This is a genomic window from Streptococcus mitis, from assembly GCF_002096755.1.
GTDB lineage: Bacteria > Bacillota > Bacilli > Lactobacillales > Streptococcaceae > Streptococcus > Streptococcus mitis_AC.
Genome location: NZ_NCVF01000025.1, coordinates 173,818 through 194,069 on the forward strand (window position 1 = coordinate 173,818; position 20,252 = coordinate 194,069).

General features: G+C 41.1%; 35 protein-coding genes. All 35 read right to left on the bottom strand.

All coding sequences use genetic code 11. The features are described 5' to 3' along the window. Positions 1-6 precede the first annotated feature (6 nt). The 35 genes from B7700_RS08120 to nrdD all read right to left on the bottom strand — a co-directional run bounded on the left by B7700_RS08120 (position 7) and on the right by nrdD (position 20,203). Entirely contained in the window at positions 7-1,344 is a 1,338-nt protein-coding gene (locus tag B7700_RS08120; protein ID WP_000354926.1) for a PFL family protein, read from the bottom strand. Positions 1,345-1,353: 9 nt separating this feature from the next. After that, on the bottom strand, positions 1,354-1,620 hold the full coding sequence (locus B7700_RS08125) for an ACT domain-containing protein (RefSeq protein WP_000644120.1): 267 nt from the start codon (positions 1,618-1,620) through the stop codon (positions 1,354-1,356). A 264-nt stretch (positions 1,621-1,884) separates the two neighbouring features. Further along, positions 1,885-2,271, bottom strand: coding sequence for a 50S ribosomal protein L17 (gene rplQ / locus B7700_RS08130; protein WP_000331493.1), 387 nt, complete (start codon positions 2,269-2,271; stop codon positions 1,885-1,887). 11 nt (positions 2,272-2,282) lie between these two features. Next, on the bottom strand, positions 2,283-3,218 hold the full coding sequence (locus B7700_RS08135; RefSeq protein WP_000568988.1) for a DNA-directed RNA polymerase subunit alpha: 936 nt from the start codon (positions 3,216-3,218) through the stop codon (positions 2,283-2,285). Positions 3,219-3,260: 42 nt separating this feature from the next. Continuing rightward, positions 3,261-3,644, bottom strand: coding sequence for a 30S ribosomal protein S11 (rpsK, locus tag B7700_RS08140; RefSeq protein ID WP_001118385.1), 384 nt, complete (start codon positions 3,642-3,644; stop codon positions 3,261-3,263). 17 nt (positions 3,645-3,661) lie between these two features. Further along, entirely contained in the window at positions 3,662-4,027 is a 366-nt protein-coding gene (gene rpsM, locus B7700_RS08145) for a 30S ribosomal protein S13 (RefSeq protein WP_000090781.1), read from the bottom strand. A 17-nt stretch (positions 4,028-4,044) separates the two neighbouring features. Continuing rightward, positions 4,045-4,161 (bottom strand): 50S ribosomal protein L36, encoded by a 117-nt coding sequence (gene rpmJ / locus B7700_RS08150; RefSeq protein ID WP_001808836.1) that lies wholly within the window; start codon positions 4,159-4,161, stop codon positions 4,045-4,047. Positions 4,162-4,185: 24 nt separating this feature from the next. Further along, the gene (infA, locus tag B7700_RS08155) at positions 4,186-4,404 is read right to left on the bottom strand and encodes a translation initiation factor IF-1 (RefSeq protein WP_001029883.1); all 219 of its coding nucleotides are present in this window, start codon (positions 4,402-4,404) and stop codon (positions 4,186-4,188) included. A gap of 116 nt (positions 4,405-4,520) precedes the next feature. After that, entirely contained in the window at positions 4,521-5,159 is a 639-nt protein-coding gene (locus tag B7700_RS08160) for an adenylate kinase (RefSeq protein ID WP_001050436.1), read from the bottom strand. 149 nt (positions 5,160-5,308) lie between these two features. Continuing rightward, the gene (gene secY / locus B7700_RS08165; RefSeq protein WP_000465403.1) at positions 5,309-6,619 is read right to left on the bottom strand and encodes a preprotein translocase subunit SecY; all 1,311 of its coding nucleotides are present in this window, start codon (positions 6,617-6,619) and stop codon (positions 5,309-5,311) included. 12 nt (positions 6,620-6,631) lie between these two features. Further along, complete coding sequence (gene rplO / locus B7700_RS08170; RefSeq protein WP_000766087.1) at positions 6,632-7,072, bottom strand: 50S ribosomal protein L15; 441 nt, start codon at positions 7,070-7,072, stop codon at positions 6,632-6,634. Positions 7,073-7,216: 144 nt separating this feature from the next. Then, on the bottom strand, positions 7,217-7,399 hold the full coding sequence (gene rpmD / locus B7700_RS08175) for a 50S ribosomal protein L30 (protein ID WP_000057241.1): 183 nt from the start codon (positions 7,397-7,399) through the stop codon (positions 7,217-7,219). Positions 7,400-7,412: 13 nt separating this feature from the next. Then, a complete protein-coding gene (gene rpsE, locus B7700_RS08180) occupies positions 7,413-7,907 on the bottom strand; it encodes a 30S ribosomal protein S5 (RefSeq protein WP_000874202.1) in 495 nt (164 codons plus the stop codon). Between the two features lie 17 nt (positions 7,908-7,924). Then, positions 7,925-8,281: a 50S ribosomal protein L18 gene (rplR, locus tag B7700_RS08185; protein WP_000624044.1), complete on the bottom strand. Its 357-nt coding sequence runs from the start codon at positions 8,279-8,281 to the stop codon at positions 7,925-7,927. A gap of 83 nt (positions 8,282-8,364) precedes the next feature. Next, the gene (rplF, locus tag B7700_RS08190) at positions 8,365-8,901 is read right to left on the bottom strand and encodes a 50S ribosomal protein L6 (protein WP_000086640.1); all 537 of its coding nucleotides are present in this window, start codon (positions 8,899-8,901) and stop codon (positions 8,365-8,367) included. A 187-nt stretch (positions 8,902-9,088) separates the two neighbouring features. Next, the gene (rpsH, locus tag B7700_RS08195) at positions 9,089-9,487 is read right to left on the bottom strand and encodes a 30S ribosomal protein S8 (RefSeq protein ID WP_000245504.1); all 399 of its coding nucleotides are present in this window, start codon (positions 9,485-9,487) and stop codon (positions 9,089-9,091) included. A 284-nt stretch (positions 9,488-9,771) separates the two neighbouring features. Beyond that, on the bottom strand, positions 9,772-9,957 hold the full coding sequence (locus B7700_RS08200) for a type Z 30S ribosomal protein S14 (RefSeq protein WP_001085697.1): 186 nt from the start codon (positions 9,955-9,957) through the stop codon (positions 9,772-9,774). A 17-nt stretch (positions 9,958-9,974) separates the two neighbouring features. Continuing rightward, the gene (gene rplE / locus B7700_RS08205; RefSeq protein WP_084888274.1) at positions 9,975-10,517 is read right to left on the bottom strand and encodes a 50S ribosomal protein L5; all 543 of its coding nucleotides are present in this window, start codon (positions 10,515-10,517) and stop codon (positions 9,975-9,977) included. 23 nt (positions 10,518-10,540) lie between these two features. Further along, positions 10,541-10,846 carry a 50S ribosomal protein L24 gene (rplX, locus tag B7700_RS08210; protein WP_000497690.1) on the bottom strand — a complete coding sequence of 102 codons (306 nt, stop codon included), beginning with the start codon at positions 10,844-10,846 and terminating at the stop codon, positions 10,541-10,543. Between the two features lie 78 nt (positions 10,847-10,924). Then, positions 10,925-11,293 carry a 50S ribosomal protein L14 gene (rplN, locus tag B7700_RS08215; protein ID WP_000616545.1) on the bottom strand — a complete coding sequence of 123 codons (369 nt, stop codon included), beginning with the start codon at positions 11,291-11,293 and terminating at the stop codon, positions 10,925-10,927. A 25-nt stretch (positions 11,294-11,318) separates the two neighbouring features. After that, complete coding sequence (gene rpsQ / locus B7700_RS08220) at positions 11,319-11,579, bottom strand: 30S ribosomal protein S17 (RefSeq protein ID WP_000440801.1); 261 nt, start codon at positions 11,577-11,579, stop codon at positions 11,319-11,321. A gap of 24 nt (positions 11,580-11,603) precedes the next feature. Further along, positions 11,604-11,810, bottom strand: coding sequence for a 50S ribosomal protein L29 (gene rpmC, locus B7700_RS08225; RefSeq protein ID WP_000772918.1), 207 nt, complete (start codon positions 11,808-11,810; stop codon positions 11,604-11,606). A gap of 9 nt (positions 11,811-11,819) precedes the next feature. After that, on the bottom strand, positions 11,820-12,233 hold the full coding sequence (gene rplP, locus B7700_RS08230) for a 50S ribosomal protein L16 (RefSeq protein ID WP_000960946.1): 414 nt from the start codon (positions 12,231-12,233) through the stop codon (positions 11,820-11,822). A gap of 3 nt (positions 12,234-12,236) precedes the next feature. Beyond that, positions 12,237-12,890, bottom strand: a complete 654-nt coding sequence (gene rpsC / locus B7700_RS08235; protein WP_000529936.1) for a 30S ribosomal protein S3 — start codon at positions 12,888-12,890, stop codon at positions 12,237-12,239. Positions 12,891-12,902: 12 nt separating this feature from the next. Continuing rightward, the gene (rplV, locus tag B7700_RS08240; protein ID WP_000818137.1) at positions 12,903-13,247 is read right to left on the bottom strand and encodes a 50S ribosomal protein L22; all 345 of its coding nucleotides are present in this window, start codon (positions 13,245-13,247) and stop codon (positions 12,903-12,905) included. Between the two features lie 11 nt (positions 13,248-13,258). Continuing rightward, positions 13,259-13,540, bottom strand: coding sequence for a 30S ribosomal protein S19 (gene rpsS / locus B7700_RS08245; protein ID WP_000533766.1), 282 nt, complete (start codon positions 13,538-13,540; stop codon positions 13,259-13,261). Positions 13,541-13,643: 103 nt separating this feature from the next. Next, positions 13,644-14,477 (bottom strand): 50S ribosomal protein L2, encoded by an 834-nt coding sequence (gene rplB / locus B7700_RS08250; RefSeq protein ID WP_000512911.1) that lies wholly within the window; start codon positions 14,475-14,477, stop codon positions 13,644-13,646. Between the two features lie 17 nt (positions 14,478-14,494). Then, complete coding sequence (locus B7700_RS08255; RefSeq protein ID WP_001055347.1) at positions 14,495-14,791, bottom strand: 50S ribosomal protein L23; 297 nt, start codon at positions 14,789-14,791, stop codon at positions 14,495-14,497. Then, entirely contained in the window at positions 14,791-15,414 is a 624-nt protein-coding gene (gene rplD, locus B7700_RS08260; RefSeq protein WP_000024549.1) for a 50S ribosomal protein L4, read from the bottom strand. The genes B7700_RS08255 and rplD overlap by 1 nt, the downstream gene beginning before the upstream one ends. A gap of 24 nt (positions 15,415-15,438) precedes the next feature. Further along, a complete protein-coding gene (gene rplC / locus B7700_RS08265; RefSeq protein WP_000160197.1) occupies positions 15,439-16,065 on the bottom strand; it encodes a 50S ribosomal protein L3 in 627 nt (208 codons plus the stop codon). Between the two features lie 82 nt (positions 16,066-16,147). Then, positions 16,148-16,456, bottom strand: coding sequence for a 30S ribosomal protein S10 (gene rpsJ / locus B7700_RS08270; RefSeq protein WP_001284513.1), 309 nt, complete (start codon positions 16,454-16,456; stop codon positions 16,148-16,150). A gap of 254 nt (positions 16,457-16,710) precedes the next feature. Next, a complete protein-coding gene (gene nrdG / locus B7700_RS08275) occupies positions 16,711-17,301 on the bottom strand; it encodes an anaerobic ribonucleoside-triphosphate reductase activating protein (protein ID WP_023946797.1) in 591 nt (196 codons plus the stop codon). Further along, positions 17,294-17,800, bottom strand: a complete 507-nt coding sequence (locus B7700_RS08280; RefSeq protein ID WP_084888276.1) for a GNAT family N-acetyltransferase — start codon at positions 17,798-17,800, stop codon at positions 17,294-17,296. The genes nrdG and B7700_RS08280 overlap by 8 nt, the downstream gene beginning before the upstream one ends. Positions 17,801-17,843: 43 nt before the next feature. Then, positions 17,844-17,984 carry a hypothetical protein gene (locus B7700_RS08285; RefSeq protein ID WP_000521618.1) on the bottom strand — a complete coding sequence of 47 codons (141 nt, stop codon included), beginning with the start codon at positions 17,982-17,984 and terminating at the stop codon, positions 17,844-17,846. 11 nt (positions 17,985-17,995) lie between these two features. After that, entirely contained in the window at positions 17,996-20,203 is a 2,208-nt protein-coding gene (gene nrdD / locus B7700_RS08290) for an anaerobic ribonucleoside-triphosphate reductase (RefSeq protein WP_173276137.1), read from the bottom strand. Positions 20,204-20,252 lie beyond the last annotated feature (49 nt).

Below are 20,252 nucleotides of genomic sequence, written 5' to 3' on the forward strand. Positions count from 1 at the left end.
ATTTTCTTAATTTTTAAAACTATGAATTGGTGCTGGGATTTGTCCTCCGCGAGAGATGAAATCGACAGACGAAGCCCCATTGACTTTCATAACAGGCGCAGTTCCTAATAGGCCACCAAACTCAATCATATCACCTTCTTTTCCTTTTGGAATGATACGAACAGCCGTTGTTTTCATGTTAATAACACCAATTGCAGCTTCATCTGCAATCATGGCCGCAATGGTTTCAGCAGGCGTATCTTCTGGGATGGCAATCATATCCAAACCGACAGAACAGATAGCCGTCATGGCTTCTAGTTTTTCTAAATTTAGAGAGCCATTTTGCACTGCAGCAATCATCCCCTCATCCTCAGAGACGGGGATAAAGGCACCAGACAAACCACCGACTTGGTTGCAGGCCATGACTCCTCCCTTCTTAACTTGGTCATTCAAGAGAGCCAAGGCAGCCGTCGTTCCATGCGTACCAACTGTTTCTAGCCCCATTTCCTCAAGGACACGTGCCACAGAGTCTCCAACTGCAGGTGTTGGTGCCAAACTCAAGTCCACAATACCAAACTCCACACCCAGTCTCTCACTGGCCATTTGACCAACCAATTGACCGATACGAGTGATTTTAAAGGCAGTTTTCTTGACTGTTTCTGCTACTACATCAAAGCTCTGTCCACGAACTTTTTCCAAGGCACGTTTCACCACACCAGGACCAGAAACTCCGACATTGATGATAACATCTGCCTCCCCAACACCATGGAAGGCACCCGCCATAAATGGATTGTCCTCAACAGCATTAGCGAATACAACCAACTTAGCTGCCCCCATATCAGATAGAGTTGCCGTTTCCTTGATAACTCGTCCCATATCTGCGACAGCCGTCATATTGATACCAGACTTGGTTGAGCCTATATTGACTGACGAGCAGACCTTATCCGTTTCAGCCAAAGCACGAGGAATAGAATTGATAAGAATCTCATCTCCCTTTTGATAACCCTTTTGTACCAAGGCTGAAAAACCACCAATAAAGTCCACACCAATCTCTTTCGCAGCCTTATCAAGTGCTTTTGCCAGAACCACATAGTCTGTCGCATCTGTCGCCGCCCCAATCAGAGAAATAGGAGTCACCGATACACGCTTATTAACGATTGGAATCCCCAACTCAGCCGCAATTTCATCGCCAACAGCCACTAAATTAGCTGCCTTGGTCCTAATCTTTTGATAAATTTTCTCCGCAGCACGATTGATATCCGGATCGATACAGTCCAATAGGGAAATCCCCATGGTAATAGTTCTGATATCGAAGTTTTGCTCCTCAATCATGGAGATGGTTTCAGTAACTTGTCTAATATCCATGATAACCTCCTAGATATTATACATAGCTTCGAAAATCGCTGCACTCTGAATGTTGATTTTCACATTCAAAATTTGCCCAAAAGCTTCAAATTCATTACGAAGACGTGTAAAATCTTGCTTTTCATCACTAGAGACGACAGCCATCATCGTGAAATATTCATCCAAGACAGTTTGAGAGATATCATCAATATTCAAACCCAATTCTGCTATTTTACCAGAAACACCTGCAACAATTCCAGATTTATCTTTACCAACAACAGTTATAATCGCTTTCATAAGCAAACTCCAATTCTTCTTTTAATAGGAAACCTGAACATTAAACAGGATTCTTTTCAAATAGTATAGCATAATTCTAACTAAAATACTCAAAAACGCCTGCTTACGAAGTTGTTCTTAAGAAAAAAACAATTTCGTAAACAAGCGTCTACTATCCCAACTTATGATGAGTGTTCCCGCTAGGACCGAAATCCTAGCGGTAGACCAGAGCTAGACTAAGAGCACAAGACTCCATCATCATAACACTCAACAAAATTGATGATTTTATACTAATTCGATGATCGCCATTGGCGCTGCATCACCACGACGTGGTTCAGTTTTAAGGATACGAGTGTATCCACCGTTACGTTCAGCATAACGAGGTGCAATTTCTGAGAACAATTTTTGAAGTGCTGTAGTAGAAGTGTACTTATCAGTTGCTTCATCATAGTTTTCAGATGCGATTTCATTACGTACGAAAGCAGCTGCTTGACGACGTGCATGCAAATCACCACGTTTACCTAGAGTAATCATTTTTTCAACAGTTTTACGGATTTCTTTAGCACGAGCTTCAGTTGTCACGATTGATTCGTTGATCAAAAGGTCAGTTGTCAAATCGCGAAGCATTGCTTTACGTTGTGAGCTAGTGCGTCCTAGTTTACGGTAAGCCATTTATTCCTCCTTTATTTATCTTTTAATCCAAGACCCAAATCAATGAGTTTGAGTTTCACTTCTTCCAAACTCTTGCGTCCAAGATTTCGTACTTTCATCATCTCTGCTTCAGATTTTTCTGTCAAATCATGCACAGTATTGATACCGGCACGTTTCAAACAGTTGTATGAACGCACAGACAAGTCCAGTTCCTCAATCGTACGATCCAAAATACGGTCGTCAGATTCAGTATCAGCTTCTTTCATCACTTCAGTTGACTTAGCAATCTCAGTAAGATTTGTAAACAAATCAAGATGTTCTGTCAAAATACGTGCTGAAAGCCCTAAAGCATCTTCTGGAATAATTGTTCCATTTGTCAAGATTTCAAGGGTTAATTTGTCAAATCCATCATTGCTACCTACACGAGCAGGTTCCACTTGATAGTTGACTTTTGTAACTGGTGTATAAATAGAATCTACAGCAAGTGTTCCAACTGGTGCATTATCTTTTTTATTTTCATCAGCAGGTACATATCCACGACCACTGTTAACAGTCATAGTCGCTTTTAGGGAAGAACCTTCACCGATTGTAAAGAGATAATGATCTGGATTTACAATTTCAATATCGCTATCTGTCAAAATGTCACCAGCTGTTACCTCAGCAGGACCTTCAACATCCAGTTCGATGATTTTTTCGTCTTCAACGTACGATTTCACTGCAATTCCTTTAATGTTCAGAATGATTTGCATCACGTCTTCACGAACACCTGGAACTGTGTCAAACTCATGTAACACACCATCAATATTGATAGATGTCACAGCTGCTCCTGGTAGAGAAGCTAGAAGTACACGACGAAGAGAGTTACCAAGAGTTGTACCGTAGCCACGTTCAAGTGGTTCGATTACAAACTTGCCATAATCTTTATTTTCATCAATTTTTGTTATATTTGGTTTTTCAAACTCGATCATTTAGTTACTCCCTCTTAAACGAAAAGCAGTGTAATGCGATGATTATACACGGCGACGTTTTGGAGGACGAGCACCATTGTGTGGCACTGGAGTCACATCACGAATTGCTGTTACTTCAAGACCAGCGGCAGCAAGCGCACGAATAGCTGACTCACGACCAGAACCTGGACCTTTTACAGTAACTTCAACTGATTTAAGACCGTGTTCTTGTGCAGATTTAGCAGCAGCTTCAGAAGCCATTTGAGCAGCGAATGGTGTAGATTTACGAGAACCTTTGAAACCAAGAGCACCAGCTGATGACCAAGCAATTGCATTACCATGCACATCAGTAATCATAACAATAGTGTTATTAAATGTAGCGTGAATATGAGCAATACCAGATTCGATATTCTTTTTCACACGACGTTTACGTGTTGGTTTAGCCAAGACTTTTACCTCCTATATTATTTTTTCTTACCAGCAATCGCAACAGCTTTACCTTTACGAGTGCGAGCGTTGTTTTTAGTGTTTTGTCCACGGACAGGAAGTCCACGACGGTGACGGATACCACGGTATGAACCGATTTCCATCAAACGTTTGATGTTCAAGTTTACTTCACGACGAAGGTCACCTTCAACTTTGATTGCATCCACTTCACGACGGATAGCATCTTCTTGATCTGATGTAAGATCACGTACACGAACATCTTCTGAGATTCCAGCAGCAGCCAAAATTTTCTTAGATGTTGCAAGTCCGATACCATAAACATAAGTCAATGAGATTACTACGCGTTTGTCATTTGGAATGTCAACTCCAGCAATACGAGCCATGTTTTCTCCTTTCTATCTTATCCTTGACGTTGTTTGTGTTTTGGATTTGCTGGGCAAATTACCATAACACGACCATTACGACGAATAACTTTACAGTATTCGCAAATTGGTTTGACCGATGGTCTTACTTTCATTTCTTATCCCTCCAAGTTTTTCGATTATTTAAAGCGGTAAGTGATACGTCCACGTGTCAAGTCATATGGACTCATTTCGACAGTAACACGATCTCCCGCTAAAATACGAATATAGTTTTTACGAATTTTACCAGAAACTGTTGCTAAAATCTGATGTCCATTTTCAAGTTCAACCGTAAACATTGCATTCGGCATTGTATCAACTACTTTGCCTTCAACTTCAATCACATCGTCTTTTGCCACGCAAAAGCACCTCCATAAATTTCGATTCGATGCCTCTAGACACAGAGACAACAATTATAAGTCAGACTATCTCAGTATAACATTTGTAGCGGATTTTTGCAAGTGTGAAAAACGCTTTATTTCAAATTTGTCAATACTTTTTCGATATCTGAGAAGACATCATTGATATCTTGATTACCTTCGATGTCATGAACCAAACCTTTGGCACGGTAGTGAGCAATGATTGGTTCCCCTTGAGCAATATTCACATCCAAACGACGTTTGACTGTCTCAGGCTTATCATCTTCACGTTGGTAGTAATCTTCTTCTTTATAGTCAACTGGTGGGTTAAAGACCTTGTGGAAAGTTTCTCCAGTTACGCGGTGGATGATACGACCACTCAAACGTTCCAAGAGGCTATCTGGATTTACTTCAATGTTGATGACCCCTTCTAGTTCAATGCCAAGTTCAGCCAATGTTTTGTCCAAGGCATGAGCTTGTTCAATTGTTCGTGGGTAACCATCCAACAAGAATCCTGTTTCTTTAATATCATCTTGTGAAAGACGTTCTTTTACGATTCCATTTGTAACTTCATCAGGAACCAATTCACCCTTGTCAATGTATGACTTAGCAAGAACACCCATTTCAGTTTGATTTGCCATTGCAGCACGGAACATATCACCTGTTGAGATATGTGCAACATGGAATTGTTCTACAATTTTTGCTGCTTGAGTTCCCTTACCTGCACCAGGTAAGCCCATAATCAAAAGATTCATGATTTGATCTCCTTATTTTATTTTTAAATAGAAGCAAAAAGTCTTTTCACCCCTATTTAAAAACAAAATAGAAGAGGGGAGACCAAACTCTCACAAATGTTAGAGTTAAACCTCCACTCCCTCAGCATTTACTGACTCAGTAAATACTTTTATTCTGTTCTGTCCATGAAACCAACATACTTACGTTTCAATAGGTAACCTTCCAATTGTTTGATTCCTTCAATACCTGTAGAGATAATGATCAAAAGACTAGTTCCTCCAAAAGCAACTGCTTCTGAAAGTCCGAAAACATCTTTTGCTACGATCGGTAAAATCGAAATCACACCAAGGAAGAGAGAACCAACCGTTGCAAGACGACGAAGAAGTTTAGACATATATTCTTCTGTACCTTTACCAGGACGAACACCGTGGATATAGGCACCGCTCTTTTGTAGGTTCTCTGCCGCTTTTTCAGGATTAATCTGTACAAACGTATAGAAGAATGTAAAGAGAATAATCAATAAAGCATACATGGCAATACCAGTTGGTGAAGTTGTTGCCAGCATTTCTTGTGCTGTTCTTACCCAAGCCCAATCATGACCTGTAGCGCTCAAAAACTGAAGAATAGCCGCAGGCGCTGCAGTAATCGAACTGGCAAAGATAACAGGGATAACTCCAGCAGGGTTTACCTTCAAAGGAAGGTAAGAGCTAGATGGAGCACCTTGTGCAACCTTAGTATATTGGATTGGAATTTTGTATTCTGCTTGTTGAACATAAGTTGTAAAATAAATAATCAACAATACAGTAATAATCAAAATGATTACGAAAATGATAGATGAGTTGATACGGCTACTTGGGACGTTCACAAAGTAGTCAACATAGATGCCTTGAATCATCTCTGGAATTGAGGCAACAATCCCGGCAAAGATAATCATAGAAACACCATTTCCGTATCCCTTATCTGTAATTTGCTCTCCCAACCAAGTCACAATCATACTACCAGCTGTTAAGATGATACCAATCATGATAAAGACTTGTGGTGTAAGAGCTGTTTTCAACAATTGAGCTCCAGCTAAAGTATTAAAACCTGCTGTAATCCCGATAGATTGCACAAAGGCTAGAACAAGAGCAATATAACGAGTAGCTTGATTTAATTTTCTTCGACCTACTTCCCCTTGTTTACCCCACTCTACAAATTTGGGTAAAATATCCATTTGCAAGAGTTGGACAACGATAGAGGCCGTAATGTAGGGACTAACACCAAGAGCAAAAACTGAGAAGTTTTTCATGGCATTTCCTGACACCAAGCTCAACATGTTTAAGAAGGATAATCCACTTAAAGCATTCAAGCTATTGGCATTCACACCAGGAACTGTAATGCTAGTTCCGATACGAAAGACCAAAACGATAAAAATTGTAAATAAAATTTTTGATCGAACCTGCTTGACTTTAAGAGCTTCTCTTAATAATTTAAAAAACATAGGTCACCTCTCTTAGATGACTTCTACTGAACCACCTTTAGCAGTGATAGCTTCTTCAGCTGATTTAGAGAATTTAGCTGCTTTCACAGTCAATTTCTTAGTCAACTCACCGTTACCAAGAATTTTAATACCTGATTTTTCAGCTTTAACAATTCCTGCTTCGATAAGAACAACTGGAGTAACTTCAGCACCATCTTCAAAGACGTTCAATTGGTCAAGGTTCACAATTGCGTATTCTTTAGCGTTGATGTTAGTGAATCCACGTTTTGGAAGACGACGGAACAATGGAGTTTGTCCACCTTCAAAACCAAGGCGAACTCCGCCACCGCTACGAGCTTTTTGACCTTTTTGACCACGACCAGATGTTTTACCGTTACCTGATGAAGTACCACGACCAACGCGGTTACGTACTTTACGAGAACCTTCTGCAGGTTTCAATTCATGAAGTTTCATTTTTATTTTCTCCTCTTTTGTAAAATGCTAGCGCCGATAAAGGAGAAAAGGTTGTCTCCCCCATCAACTCGCCTATACGACGCCATCATAGATGACTATATCTAGTTTTAGGGGATGGTATAGTGCACATCCCCTAAAAATTCATTAGTTTACTTCTTCAACTGTTACTAAGTGAGATACTGCAGTGATCATACCACGGATAGCAGCGTTATCTTCTTTAATAACAGAGCTGTTCAATTTGCCAAGTCCAAGTGCTACAACAGTTTTACGTTGTGATGGAATGCGTCCGATTGGAGACTTAGTCAAAGTAATTTTAATTTGAGCCATTTTATCCCCTTTCTTATGCCAAATCAGAAACTGAAATACCACGAAGGGCAGCAACTTCTTCAGCGCGTTTCAATTGTTTCAAACCTTCAACAGTTGCACGAACAATGTTGATTGGAGTGTTAGAACCAAGTGATTTAGATGTAATATCTGCCACACCTGCCAATTCCACAACGGCACGAACTGCACCACCAGCGGCAACTCCAGAACCTTCTACAGCAGGTTTCAACAATACTTTAGCTCCACCGAATTCTGAAAGAACTTCGTGTGGGATTGTTGTTCCAACCATAGGAACTTCGATCAAGTTTTTCTTAGCATCATCTACTGCTTTACGGATTGCTTCTGGAACTTCTTGAGCTTTACCAGTACCAAATCCTACGCGACCGTTGTGGTCACCAACAACAACAAGAGCTGCGAAACGAAGACGACGTCCACCTTTAACAACTTTTGTAACACGGTTGACAGCAACTACGCGTTCTTCTAATTCAACTGCATTGTCTTTAAATGCCATTTTCTAGTGTCCTCCTATTAGAATTTCAATCCGTTTTCACGAGCTGCATCAGCCAAAGCTTTCACACGTCCGTGATATAGATATCCACCGCGGTCGAACACCACTTCTGAAATACCTTTAGCGTTTGCACGTTCTGCAACGAGTTTACCGACAGCAACGGCTTGTTCAGTTTTAGTTCCTTTTGAAACTTCTTTGTCAAGAGTTGAAGCACTTGCGAGCGTTACACCCGCTACGTCATCAATCACTTGAGCGTAGATGCCTGTATTAGAACGGAATACGTTCAAACGTGGGCGATCAGCAGTTCCAGAGAGTTTTCCGCGAACGCGACGGTGGCGTTTTTGGCGGAGTTTGTTTTTATCTGGTTTTGAAATCACAGTTTTCACCTCTTTAGTTTTAAATCGTGTGCTATGCACAAAGTTGGAAAATAGGTTGGTGGTTGAGACTCAACCACTCAACATTATTTACCTGTTTTACCTTCTTTACGGCGAACGAATTCACCAACGTAACGGATACCTTTACCTTTATATGGCTCTGGTGAACGAAGGCTACGTACGTAAGCAGCTGTTTGACCAACTACTTCTTTTGAAATTCCGCTAACAACGATTGTTGTTGGGTTTGGAAGTTCAAAAGTAATTCCTTCTGGAGCTTCAACTTCGTCTGGATGAGATTTACCAACAGCCAAAACAAGTTTAGATCCTTGAAGTTGTGCACGGTAACCAACCCCGCGCATTTCAAGTTCTTTCTTGAATCCTTCTGATACACCAACAACCATGTTGTTCAAAAGGGCACGAGTAGTTCCGTGGATAGTTTTCATTTCTTTTGAATCGTTTGGACGGTGAAGAGTTACTTCAGTACCTTCCACACGGATTTCAATATCTTTTGAGAACTCACGAGTAAGTTCTCCTTTAGGTCCTTTTACAGTTACAACGTTGTCATTGTTAGTGAGTTCAACACCAGCAGGCAACACGATAACTTTATTACCAATACGTGACATGTTTATTTTCTCCTGTTAAATTGTCAGGCCAGAATGGCCAGTTTTCACGGGGTTAAATCGATTCCTCGATTTAAAGGAACATTTAGGTTTCAATTTCAAAGTGAATCTAGGCATCGTCTCGCAGGCATAACTTTGGGTTAGGCAAGAGACGATAACGAAGAGTCACAAAGAAATTGGGAGCTAAATATTACCAAACGTAAGCGATAACCTCACCACCAACATTCTTTTGGCGTGCTTCTTTATCAGTAAGCAAACCTTCAGAAGTTGAAAGGATAGCAATTCCAAGTCCGTTAAGAACTTTTGGAAGGTCTTCACGTTTTTTGTAGACACGAAGTCCTGGTTTAGAAACACGTTTCAAGTTAGTGATAACTTTTTCACCGTTTGGTCCGTATTTAAGGAATACACGGATGATGCCTTGTTTGTCATCTTCGATGATTTCAACGTTTTTTACAAAACCTTCGCGTTTAAGGATTTCAGCAATCCCTTTTTTGATGTTTGATGCAGGTACTTCAAGTACTTCGTGTTTAGCTTGGTTAGCGTTACGAATACGAGTTAGGAAGTCTGCGATTGGGTCAGTCATAACCATTTTGTTTTTCTCCTCTTACTAGTAGTTTGCAAGTTGCACTTGCTAGTTAATACATGATACAAAGAGCGTAACAGCAAGAGCAAAAATAGGCAAGTTGACGCAGGAGCGATGCTCCAAAGAAAATTGGTCTTTTTTGCCAAAGCTGTAGCTCGTGTTCAAATTGGCAAGCCCAACTGAACCCGGGCTAAACTCTGTGTGAAAAAGATAAACTTTCCTAGAAACTTCAGTTTCTTCGTCAAGTTTCCTATTTTCACTTAGAGTTTTGACGCCCTTGATATCTTAAATTACCAAGATGCTTTTGTTACACCAGGAATTTGTCCTTTGTAAGCTAATTCACGGAAGCAAACACGGCAAAGTTTAAATTTGCGGTAAACTGAATGTGGACGACCACATTTTTCACAACGAGTATAAGCTTGAGTAGAGAACTTCGCTGGACGTTTGTTCTTAGCAATCATTGATTTTTTAGCCATTAGATTTACCTCCTATATTATTTTGCAAAAGGCATTCCAAGGCCTGTAAGCAATGCACGTGACTCTTCGTCAGTATTAGCAGTTGTTACGATAACGATGTCAAGACCACGAATTTTGTCAACGTCATCGAAGTTGATTTCTGGGAAGATCAATTGTTCTTTCACACCAAGTGTGTAGTTTCCGCGTCCATCAAATGATTTTGTTGGAACACCGTGGAAGTCACGTACACGTGGAAGTGAAACTGAAACCAATTTATCCAAGAATTCGTACATACGTTCACCACGAAGGGTAACTTTTGCACCGATCGCAACACCTTCACGAAGACGGAAGCCGGCGATTGATTTTTTAGCTTTAGTGATAAGTGGTTTTTGACCTGAGATAAGTGCCAATTCTTCAGCAGCTTTTTCAAGGCTTTTAGCGTTTGATACAGCTTCACCAACACCCATGTTCAAAACGATCTTATCTACTTTAGGCACAGCCATCACTGATGAGTAGTTGAATTGTTCTGTCAAAGCAGGAACTACTTCATTAAGATATTTTTCTTTTAAACGATTTGCCATTATACTTCTCCTTTCCTTCGTGATTAATCAAGCACTTCGCCTGATTTTTTGTTGTAGCGAACTTTTTTACCGTCTACAAATTTGTAACCAACACGACCAGCTACACCATTTTTGTCCAAAACTTGAACGTTTGATACGTGGATAGCTGCTTCTTTCTCGATGATACCACCTTGAGGAAGATCGTTAGTTGGACGTTGGTGTTTCTTAACGATGTTAACACCTTCAACGATAACTTTGTTTACTTTTGGAAGGGCAGTAAGGACAACAGCTTCTGTTCCCTTATCTTTACCAGCGATTACGCGAACTTTGTCGCCTTTTTTTACAAACATTAGGTTTCTCCTTGATTTTTCTTACGCCCATAAGGGCACCCTGGAGGTAAATCCAGGGGACTAGTTTGTTTCTAAAAATTAAAGTACTTCTGGAGCAAGTGACACGATCTTCATGAAGCCACCTTCACGCAATTCACGTGCAACTGGGCCAAAGATACGTGTTCCGCGAGGAGTTTTGTCTTCACGGATGATAACTGCTGCGTTTTCGTCAAATTTGATGTATGAACCATCAGCACGACGAGCACCTGATTTAGTACGAACGATAACTGCTTTAACAACGTCACCTTTTTTAACCGCACCACCAGGAGTAGCTTGTTTTACAGATGCCACGATAACATCACCGATGTTTGCAAATTTACGTCCTGAACCACCAAGAACTTTGATAGTCAAGATTTCGCGAGCACCGCTGTTGTCTGCGACTTTCAAACGAGTTTCTGTTTGAATCATTTCAGTTTTCTCCTTTCAGGTTTGATTAGATGATGACCGCTTCTTCAACAACTTCTACAAGACGGAAACGTTTTGTAGCTGAAAGCGGGCGAGTTTCCATGATGCGTACGATATCGCCTTCTTTGGCAACATTGTTTTCATCATGAGCTTTGTATTTTTTAGAGTAGTTAATACGTTTACCATAGACTGGGTGGTTACGTTTTGTTTCAACTACAACTGTGATTGTCTTGTCCATTTTGTCAGATACAACACGTCCAACAAGAACTTTACGATTATTGCGTTCCATTGAAATTTCTCCTTCCCTAGTCTATTATTTCGCTTCAGATTGAACTGTTTTGATACGAGCGATTTGTTTTTTAACTTCTTTCAAGCGAGCTGTTTGTTCCAATTGACCAGTAGCAGCTTGGAAACGAAGTTCAAACAATTCTTTTTTCAATTCGTTTTCGCGCTTCGCGAGTTCTTCTTGAGAAAGACCACGAAGTTCTTTAACAAATTCTTTTACTTCATTAAGTTTCATGCCTTCTCCTTATTCTGCTTCACGTTTTACGAATTTACATTTAACTGGCAATTTGTGGCTAGCAAGACGAAGCGCTTCGCGAGCGATCTCTTCAGATACACCAGCGATTTCGAACATCACTTTACCACGTTTAACTGGTGCTACCCAACCTTCAGGTGCCCCTTTACCAGATCCCATACGCACACCGATAGCTTTAGCAGTGTATGATTTGTGTGGGAAGATTTTAATCCAAACTTTACCACCACGTTTCATGTAACGAGTCATGGCGATACGAGCAGCTTCGATTTGGCGGTTAGTGATCCAATGGCTAGTTGTAGCTTGCAGACCGTATTCACCGAATGCTACTTCTTTTCCACCTTTTGCTTCACCGCGCATTTTTCCACGGAATTCACGACGGTGTTTAACACGTTTAGGTACTAACATTGGTTATTTACCTCCTTTAGTGTTTTTGCGAGCTGGAAGAACTTCACCACGGTAGATCCATACTTTAACACCAAGTTTACCGTATGTAGTATCTGCTTCTTCCCAAGCATAATCGATATCTGCACGAAGTGTGTGAAGTGGAACAGTTCCTTCAGAGTATCCTTCAGCACGGGCGATATCTGCACCGTTCAAACGACCTGATACTTGAGTTTTGATTCCTTTAGCTCCAGCACGCATTGCACGTTGGATTGCTTGTTTTTGTGCACGACGGAAAGCAACACGTTGCTCCAATTGACGAGCAATTCCTTCACCTACAAGGTGAGCATCCAAATCAGGTTGTTTGATTTCGATGATGTTGATGTGTACTTGTTTTCCAGTCAATTTGTTAAGTTTTGCACGGAGTGCATCAACGTTAGCACCACCTTTACCGATAACCATACCTGGTTTAGCAGTGTGAAGTGAAACGTTAACTTTGTTTACTGCGCGTTCGATTTCGATAGTTGAAACTGCTGCGTCAGCAAGTTCTTTTTGAACGAATTTACGGATTGCAAGATCTTCATGAAGGTAATCCGCGTATTCTTTTTCAGCATACCATTTGGCATCCCAATCACGGATGATGCCGACACGCATACCAATTGGATGTACTTTTTGACCCACGATTTTACCTCCTTATTTTTCTGCAACAGCTACAGTGATGTGAGCTGTACGTTTGTTGATTGGTGAAGCTGAACCTTTCGCACGTGGACGGAAACGTTTCATAGTTGGTCCTTCGTTTGCGAATGCTTCAGATACTACCAAGTTAGCTTTATCCAAACCAAAGTTGTTTTCAGCGTTAGCTACAGCTGAGTTCAAAACTTTCAAGATGATTTCAGCAGCTTTGTTTGGAGTGAATGTCAAGATTGCGATTGCATCGGCTACGCTTTTACCACGGATGTTATCAAGAACAAGACGTGATTTACGAGGTGAAACACGTACTGTACGAGCCATTGCTTTAGCTGAAGTAATTTCTGCCATTTATGTTCTCCTTATTTTCTACGTGTTTTCTTGTCGTCTGCAGCGTGACCTTTGTAAGTGCGAGTTGGTGCAAATTCACCAAGTTTGTGACCTACCATGTCTTCTTGGATGTAAACAGGTACGTGTTTACGTCCGTCATAAACTGCAATAGTGTAACCAATGAAACTTGGGAAGATCGTTGAACGACGTGACCAAGTTTTAATAACTTTTTTCTTTTCGTCGTTAGCTTGAGCTTCAACTTTTTTCATCAAATGCTCATCGACGAAAGGTCCTTTTTTAAGACTGCGTCCCATTTTTATATTTTCTCCTTTAAATGTTGTACCACAGCGGCTTGCGCTCACATGGAGCGCTACCGAGCTGGCGGATTTACTAGTTACTTAAGCGACTAGTTTAATATTATTTCTCGTTGCGACGACGAACGATAAGTTTGTCAGATTTCGCTTTCTTGTTACGAGTTTTAAGACCAAGAGCAGGTTTGCCCCATGGAGTAGATGGTGCTTTACGACCAACTGGTGCTTTACCTTCACCACCACCGTGTGGGTGATCGTTAGGGTTCATTACAGAACCACGAACTGTTGGGCGGATACCTTTCCAACGGCTACGTCCTGCTTTACCAAGGTTTACAAGTCCATGTTGTTCGTTTCCGACAACACCAACTGTAGCACGGCAAGTTCCAAGAATCATACGAACTTCACCTGATTGAAGACGAACAAGAACGTATTTACCTTCAGAACCCAATACTTGAGCAGATGCACCAGCAGCACGTACCAATTCACCACCACGACCTGGTTTCAACTCGATGTTGTGGATCAAAGTACCAACTGGGATGTTAGCAAGTGGAAGTGCGTTTCCGACTTTGATATCTGCTTCTGGACCTGAAACGATACGTTGACCAACTTCAAGACCTTTTGGAGCGATGATGTATGCTTTCACACCGTCAGTGTAGTGTACAAGAGCGATGTTTGCAGAACGGTTTGGATCGTACTCGATTGTTTTAACAACTGCTTCAACGTTGTCTTTGTTACGTTTGAAGTCAACCAAACGGTAGAAACGTTTGTGTCCACCACCTTGGTGACGAACTGTGATACGACCGTTGTTGTTACGACCAGCCTTGCTCTTCAATGCAACAAGCAATGATTTTTCAGGAGTGCTTGTTGTGATTTCAGCGAAATCCAAAGAAGTCATATTACGGCGACCGTTTGTTGTTGGTTTATAAACACGAATTCCCACGATATTTCCTCCTTAGATTATTCAGCTTCAGCAGCAAACAACTCGATTGCTTTAGAATCAGCTGTAAGTGTGATGATAGCTTTTTTAGTTTTGTTAGTAAAACCAGTGTAACGTCCAACACGTTTAGCCTTTGGTTTTACGTTGATTGTGTTAACATTAGCAACTTTAACACCTTCGAAGGCAGCTTCAACAGCTTGCTTGATCAAAAGTTTGTGTGCACGAGTGTCAACTTCAAATACATATTTTCCTGCTTCAAGTTGAGCCATTGAGCTTTCAGTGATTACAGGTTTTTTGATAACATCATACAAATTCATTATGCAAGAACCTCCTCGATTTTAGAGATAGCTGCTTGAGTAACAAGAAGTTTGTCACTATTTGCGATGTCAAGAACACTTGCAGTTGTAGCAGTCGCAACTTTCACGTTTGGAAGGTTACGAGCTGAGAGAGCTGCGAATTCGTTTCCTTCTTCAAGAATAACAAGGACTTTAGAATCGATGCTCAAAGCTGCAAGAACTTTTGCAAATTCAGCAGTTTTTGGAGCTGTAAATTCAAGAGAATCAACGGCTACAAATTTATTTTCAGCAACTTTTTCTGAGTAAACAGATTTAAGCGCAAGGCGACGAACTTTTTGAGGAAGTTTGTACGCATAGCTACGTGGAGTTGGTCCGAAGACGATTCCACCACCACGCCATTGTGGAGAGCGGATAGAACCTTGACGAGCACGTCCAGTTCCTTTTTGACGCCATGGTTTGCGTCCGCCACCTGAAACAGCTGAGCGGTTTTTAACTGCGTGAGTTCCTTGACGAAGGCTAGCACGTTGGCTGATGATCACATCAAACACAACAGATTGGTTTGGTTCGATACCAAAGATTGCATCGTTAAGAACAACTTCGCCCGCTTGTTTACCAGTTTGGTCGAATAATGTTACATTTGCCATTTTGACTGTATTCCCCTTTCCTTATTATTTACCAGCTTTAACTGCTGACTTGATAGTGATAAGAGATTTCTTAGCACCTGGTACGTTACCTTTGATAAGGATAACGTTCTTTTCTGGAACAACTTGTACAACTTCAAGGTTTTGAATTGTTACGCGGTCGCCACCCATACGTCCTGCAAGGTTTTTACCTTTGAATACACGGTTAGGTGCAACAGGTCCCATAGAACCTGGACGACGGTGGTAACGAGAACCGTGAGCCATTGGTCCACGTGATTGTCCGTGGCGCTTGATAACACCTTGGAAACCTTTACCTTTAGAAGTACCAGTTACGTCAACAACGTCTCCAGCTGCGAATGTTTCAACTGTGATTTCAGCACCAACTTCCAAGCCTTCAACGTTTTTGAATTCACGAATGAAGCGCTTAGGAGCCGTGTTAGCTTTCGCTACATGTCCTTTAGCAGGTTTGTTGCTCAATACTTCGCGTTTGTCATCGAAACCAACTTGGATAGCGTTGTATCCGTCTGTTTCAACAGTTTTAACTTGAAGAACAACGTTTGGAGTTGCTTCAATAACTGTTACAGGGATCAATTCGCCAGCTTCAGTGAAGATTTGAGTCATTCCCACTTTTTTCCCTAAGATTCCTTTTGTCATGAGAAAATAGTTCCTTTTCTATATTTTTTATTCAAAAAGTTTTTAACGAGCGTTTTTTATGCTCAAGGTATCAAGCTTTAGATTAAAGTTTGATTTCTACGTTTACACCACTTGGAAGATCCAATTTCATCAACGCATCAACTGTTTTTTGAGTTGGGTTAACGATATCAATCAAACGTTTGTGTGTACGCATTTCAAATTGTTCGCGAGAGTCTTTGTATTTGTGAGTCGCACGAATGATTGTGTAGAGGCTACGTTCAGTTGGAAGTGGGATTGGACCCGCAACTTGTGCACCTGTACGAGTAGCTGATTCTACGATTTTTGCAGCCGCTGTGTCAAGCGTACGGTGTTCGTAAGCTTTCAAACGGATACGGATTTTTTTGTTTGCCATCTTTTTCTCCTTTTCGTCTATTTAAGATAATAGGCTAGCTCCACAAGAAAACCGACGCGGTGTTGCGTGGCAATGCAACCGAGCGTGTCGCAACCTCTTGCATCAAAGCTAAGGCTGTAATTTACAGCACCATAATAGAATAACACAAAGCCCCTGCGATTGCAAGGGATTTGTTGCTGTTTTTTTGTTTTTTTACAATGAAACTGTTTTCTTTTTTTATAGGTCATTTATTTAACTATTTTTATAGAAGAAAGTTAATCTCTCTTCACCTGTTCATAGCTTTCTTTTCCATCATTGAGTTTGTCCCAAATCACTACTTGCCCACTTTTGAGAGATTTTTGCACATCGATAATTCGTTGATTGGACGAGCCTCGAAACTGGAGCATGAGATTTCTCTTAGTTCGGTCGTATCGTCCATCGACAAGAATGTCAATCAATGATAAGAGTTCCAGTTTATCTGGAGTTTCCAACATCATTTCTTCCCATGTATAGCCCGTCCAAGACCAGATGTCCTTGTCTGGCAATTCCTTCCGAATACGCTTCACGAGTGGCAAAAGAATGCCAGTATTGAGAAAAGGCTCCCCTCCCAGCAAGGTCAATCCCTGAACATAGGGTTGGGCAAGGTCTGCCATAATCTGTTCTTCTAATTCTGCTGTGTAGGGAATTCCTGCATTGAAAGACCAAGTGGCAACATTATAACAACCCTCGCAGTGAAACATACAGCCTGATACATAGAGAGAGTTACGCACACCCTCTCCATCTACAAAGTTGAAGGCCTTGTAATCAATAATACGCCCTTGACTGAGATCCTCGCTTTTCCATTCTTGTGGTTTTGGATTATTCATTCGCTACCTCTATCCAATAACGCTCAACTCCATTACGAACATCTTCAAGGAGCCCACCATTTGCTAGAATGACTGCTCTGCTAGCAGGATTATTCACGCTACAGGTCACAAGAGTTCTCTTGATGTTCTTTTCCTTAGCAACTTGCAAGCCCTGACGGAGAGTCTCTTTAGCATAACCTTTGCCTCTTTCTGATGGACGAATGGAGTAGCCAATGTGGCCAGCATAATTCAATAAACCCTCATTCAGTCTCAATCGCAGATTCAAAAATCCTAGAGCAGGACCTACATCATCAAATGATACAAATTGAATAGAAGGAACACGATTTTCAGGCAAGTTTATTCCCATTTCTTTTTGCTTATTTGTTTCCAACCATTCTTCATACACAAAGTTCTCTGTATCCCAAAATCCTCCGTCATGGGCTGATTGGCTCTTTTCAAACTCTGCCATCATCTCTAAAACTGTTTCTTTATCTGCTAATCTTGGTCTGCGTAGTTCCATCCTTACCTCCCACTAAGAGAAAAGCGAGAGTTGACTCTCACTTTTATTTTTTCTTGTTCTTGTTTAAAAATTGTTCTCTGAGGTTGAGCAAACGTTCTTTCTTACCAGCTCCACCTTTAGAGTGTTTCTCGTGATAACGGGTCACTTGTGCGCGCCCCTTATCGTCTAATTGATATTTTCCCATCTCATTTCTTTCTAATTGGTTACTTGATGACCAGCTATTTTAATCGTTGAGCCATTCATGTGTTTGACACGCGCTGCGATTTCCTTGTGACGTCCATTGACCATAGGTCTCGCTTGAGGATTGCCTAAATAGCCACAAGTCCGTTTAACAACGTCTACTGTTTTAGGGTCGCTATTGCCACAGTTAGGACAAGCAAAGCCCCTCTCAGTTGGTTCAAAATCCCCTTCAAAATCACACTTGTAGCAACGGTCAATTGGTGTATTGGTCCCTAGATAGCCGACACGGTCATAGGCATAGTCCCAGACAGCTTCCAAGGCCTTTGGATTTTGCTGGAGAACTGGATACTCACAATAATGGATGAAACCACCCGACGCACCTGCTTCTGGATAGATTTTTTCAAAATCCAGTTTTTCAAACGGTGTTGGATTTTTACGAACATCGTAGTGGAAAGAGTTGGTGTAGTATTCCTTATCTGTAATATCAGGAATAGAACCAAACTTCTCTGTATCTAGTCGGCAGAAACGATCTGTCAAACTTTCAGATGGTGTTGAGTAGATAGAGAAATGATAGCCATATTGATCTGACCACTCTTCTACACGGCGTTTCATATCGCGAATGATGTCTAGCGTGAATTCCTTAGCATCTGGATTACTTTCCCAGCTATTTCCAAAGAAGACAGTTGCCACTTCGTACAAACCGATATAGCCTAGTGAAACTGTCGCACGACGATTCTTAAAGAGCTGGTCAACACTTTCTTCTTTACCTAGACGATGACCAAAAGCACCGTATTGATACAGGATAGGAGCATTTGCTGGTGTTGCTTCCTTGGTTCGTTCGACACGATAAACCAGAGCATCTTCCGCAATGTTCATTCGCTCGTTGAATATTTCCCAGAACTTATTCATGTCGCCCTCAGACTCAAGAGCGATACGAGGCAGATTAACTGTCACAACACCTAGATTCATCCGACCTGAATTGACCTCGACACCATTTTCATCCTTCCATCCTTGGAGGAACGAACGGCATCCCATAGGCACCTTGAAGGATCCTGTTAAGTCAACAATCTTATCATAAGACAAGACGTCTGGATACATCCGCTTGGTTGCACACTCTAGAGCCAACTGCTTGATGTCGTAGTTTGGAGTTCCTTCCTCTAAATTGAGTCCTCTTTTTAGCGTAAAGATGAGTTTAGGAAAGATAGCCGTACGATGCTCCGAACCAAGACCCTTGATGCGAATGTTTAAAATTGCCTTTTGAATTTCACGCTCAAAACGATTGGTTCCTAGACCAAAACCTAGTGAAGTAAAAGGTGTTTGTCCATTTGAAGTGAAGAGAGTATTGATTTCATACTCGAGAGATTGCATGGCATCGTAGATGTCTTTTTGAGTTTTCTTCCAAGCGTAATCTTCCCGTTTTTCAGGCAAAACCCACTCTTCTGCATCTTTGAGGTGTTTTTGATAATTCTTCTCTGCGTAAGGTGCCAAGACTTCATCGATACGGTCAGCTGAACATCCCCCGTACTGACTTGAAGCAACGTTGGCAATGATTTGGGAAATCTGAGCTGTCGCAGTCTGGATAGACTTGGGACTTTCTACCTCTGCATTTCCAATCTTAAAACCATTTTCCAACATACCTTTAAAATCAATCAAACAGCAGTTGGTCATCGGTGTATAGGGACTGTAGTCCAAATCGTGATAGTGGATATCCCCTTTTTGGTGGGCATTGGCTACATGCTTAGGAAGCATTTGCAATCCGATTGACTTCCCAACAATGCCTGCTGTCAAATCACGCTGGGTATTAAAGACATCGCTGTCTTTATTAGCATTTTCATTGACAACTGCTTGATCTTTATTTAGAAGTTTATGGATACTAAAGTTGATATCCGTCGCTTTTGAGCGCTCAAAATCCCTTTGTGTCCGATAAGTAATATACTCCTCAGCCAGCGCATATTCTTTGGCTTCAAGCAATTCATGTTCCACGATATTTTGAATTTCGTAAATCTTAACCCCCTGTGGAAAACGACTATGAATTTCTGTGACAATTCGCTCGGTCAGAGCATTTAGGCGCTTTTCAACTAAGGGTGTCACGTCCATAACCTTGTCAGCAGCCTTGTGGAGAGCCTTGTCAATCTTGTCCACATCAAATACAACACGTCTCCCATCTCGTTTTTCAACGAAGAGGGTTGGCAAAATTGTAATTTTTTCTTCTAGTGCAATCATATTCATGCTCTTTTCTAAAATGTGATATCTAAAAAGTATTATACCACTC

What these genes read in the sequence shown, in the direction of transcription:
- B7700_RS08125 (WP_000644120.1), bottom strand. Translation starts at nt 1,620, where the DNA reads ATGAAAGCGATTATAACTGTTGTTGGTAAAGATAAATCTGGAATTGTT.
- nrdD (WP_173276137.1), bottom strand. Translation starts at nt 20,203, where the DNA reads ATGATTGCACTAGAAGAAAAAATTACAATTTTGCCAACCCTCTTCGTT.
- B7700_RS08160 (WP_001050436.1), bottom strand. Translation starts at nt 5,159, where the DNA reads ATGAATCTTTTGATTATGGGCTTACCTGGTGCAGGTAAGGGAACTCAA.
- B7700_RS08135 (WP_000568988.1), bottom strand. Translation starts at nt 3,218, where the DNA reads ATGATCGAGTTTGAAAAACCAAATATAACAAAAATTGATGAAAATAAA.
- rplC (WP_000160197.1), bottom strand. Translation starts at nt 16,065, where the DNA reads ATGACAAAAGGAATCTTAGGGAAAAAAGTGGGAATGACTCAAATCTTC.
- rplF (WP_000086640.1), bottom strand. Translation starts at nt 8,901, where the DNA reads ATGTCACGTATTGGTAATAAAGTTATCGTGTTGCCTGCTGGTGTTGAA.
- B7700_RS08120 (WP_000354926.1), bottom strand. Translation starts at nt 1,344, where the DNA reads ATGGATATTAGACAAGTTACTGAAACCATCTCCATGATTGAGGAGCAA.
- nrdG (WP_023946797.1), bottom strand. Translation starts at nt 17,301, where the DNA reads ATGAATAATCCAAAACCACAAGAATGGAAAAGCGAGGATCTCAGTCAA.
- B7700_RS08280 (WP_084888276.1), bottom strand. Translation starts at nt 17,800, where the DNA reads ATGGAACTACGCAGACCAAGATTAGCAGATAAAGAAACAGTTTTAGAG.
- rplN (WP_000616545.1), bottom strand. Translation starts at nt 11,293, where the DNA reads ATGATTCAAACAGAAACTCGTTTGAAAGTCGCAGACAACAGCGGTGCT.
- rpmJ (WP_001808836.1), bottom strand. Translation starts at nt 4,161, where the DNA reads ATGAAAGTAAGACCATCGGTCAAACCAATTTGCGAATACTGTAAAGTT.
- secY (WP_000465403.1), bottom strand. Translation starts at nt 6,619, where the DNA reads ATGTTTTTTAAATTATTAAGAGAAGCTCTTAAAGTCAAGCAGGTTCGA.
- rpsJ (WP_001284513.1), bottom strand. Translation starts at nt 16,456, where the DNA reads ATGGCAAACAAAAAAATCCGTATCCGTTTGAAAGCTTACGAACACCGT.
- rpsE (WP_000874202.1), bottom strand. Translation starts at nt 7,907, where the DNA reads ATGGCATTTAAAGACAATGCAGTTGAATTAGAAGAACGCGTAGTTGCT.
- rpsH (WP_000245504.1), bottom strand. Translation starts at nt 9,487, where the DNA reads ATGGTTATGACTGACCCAATCGCAGACTTCCTAACTCGTATTCGTAAC.
- B7700_RS08285 (WP_000521618.1), bottom strand. Translation starts at nt 17,984, where the DNA reads ATGGGAAAATATCAATTAGACGATAAGGGGCGCGCACAAGTGACCCGT.
- rpmD (WP_000057241.1), bottom strand. Translation starts at nt 7,399, where the DNA reads ATGGCTCAAATTAAAATTACTTTGACTAAGTCTCCAATCGGACGCATT.
- rplD (WP_000024549.1), bottom strand. Translation starts at nt 15,414, where the DNA reads ATGGCAAATGTAACATTATTCGACCAAACTGGTAAACAAGCGGGCGAA.
- rpmC (WP_000772918.1), bottom strand. Translation starts at nt 11,810, where the DNA reads ATGAAACTTAATGAAGTAAAAGAATTTGTTAAAGAACTTCGTGGTCTT.
- B7700_RS08255 (WP_001055347.1), bottom strand. Translation starts at nt 14,791, where the DNA reads ATGAATTTGTATGATGTTATCAAAAAACCTGTAATCACTGAAAGCTCA.
- B7700_RS08200 (WP_001085697.1), bottom strand. Translation starts at nt 9,957, where the DNA reads ATGGCTAAAAAATCAATGATTGCTAAGAACAAACGTCCAGCGAAGTTC.
- rpsQ (WP_000440801.1), bottom strand. Translation starts at nt 11,579, where the DNA reads ATGGAACGCAATAATCGTAAAGTTCTTGTTGGACGTGTTGTATCTGAC.
- rpsS (WP_000533766.1), bottom strand. Translation starts at nt 13,540, where the DNA reads ATGGGACGCAGTCTTAAAAAAGGACCTTTCGTCGATGAGCATTTGATG.
- rplE (WP_084888274.1), bottom strand. Translation starts at nt 10,517, where the DNA reads ATGGCAAATCGTTTAAAAGAAAAATATCTTAATGAAGTAGTTCCTGCT.
- rplV (WP_000818137.1), bottom strand. Translation starts at nt 13,247, where the DNA reads ATGGCAGAAATTACTTCAGCTAAAGCAATGGCTCGTACAGTACGTGTT.
- rplX (WP_000497690.1), bottom strand. Translation starts at nt 10,846, where the DNA reads ATGTTTGTAAAAAAAGGCGACAAAGTTCGCGTAATCGCTGGTAAAGAT.
- rplQ (WP_000331493.1), bottom strand. Translation starts at nt 2,271, where the DNA reads ATGGCTTACCGTAAACTAGGACGCACTAGCTCACAACGTAAAGCAATG.
- rpsM (WP_000090781.1), bottom strand. Translation starts at nt 4,027, where the DNA reads ATGGCTCGTATTGCTGGAGTTGACATTCCAAATGACAAACGCGTAGTA.
- rplO (WP_000766087.1), bottom strand. Translation starts at nt 7,072, where the DNA reads ATGAAACTTCATGAATTGAAACCTGCAGAAGGTTCTCGTAAAGTACGT.
- rplP (WP_000960946.1), bottom strand. Translation starts at nt 12,233, where the DNA reads ATGTTAGTACCTAAACGTGTTAAACACCGTCGTGAATTCCGTGGAAAA.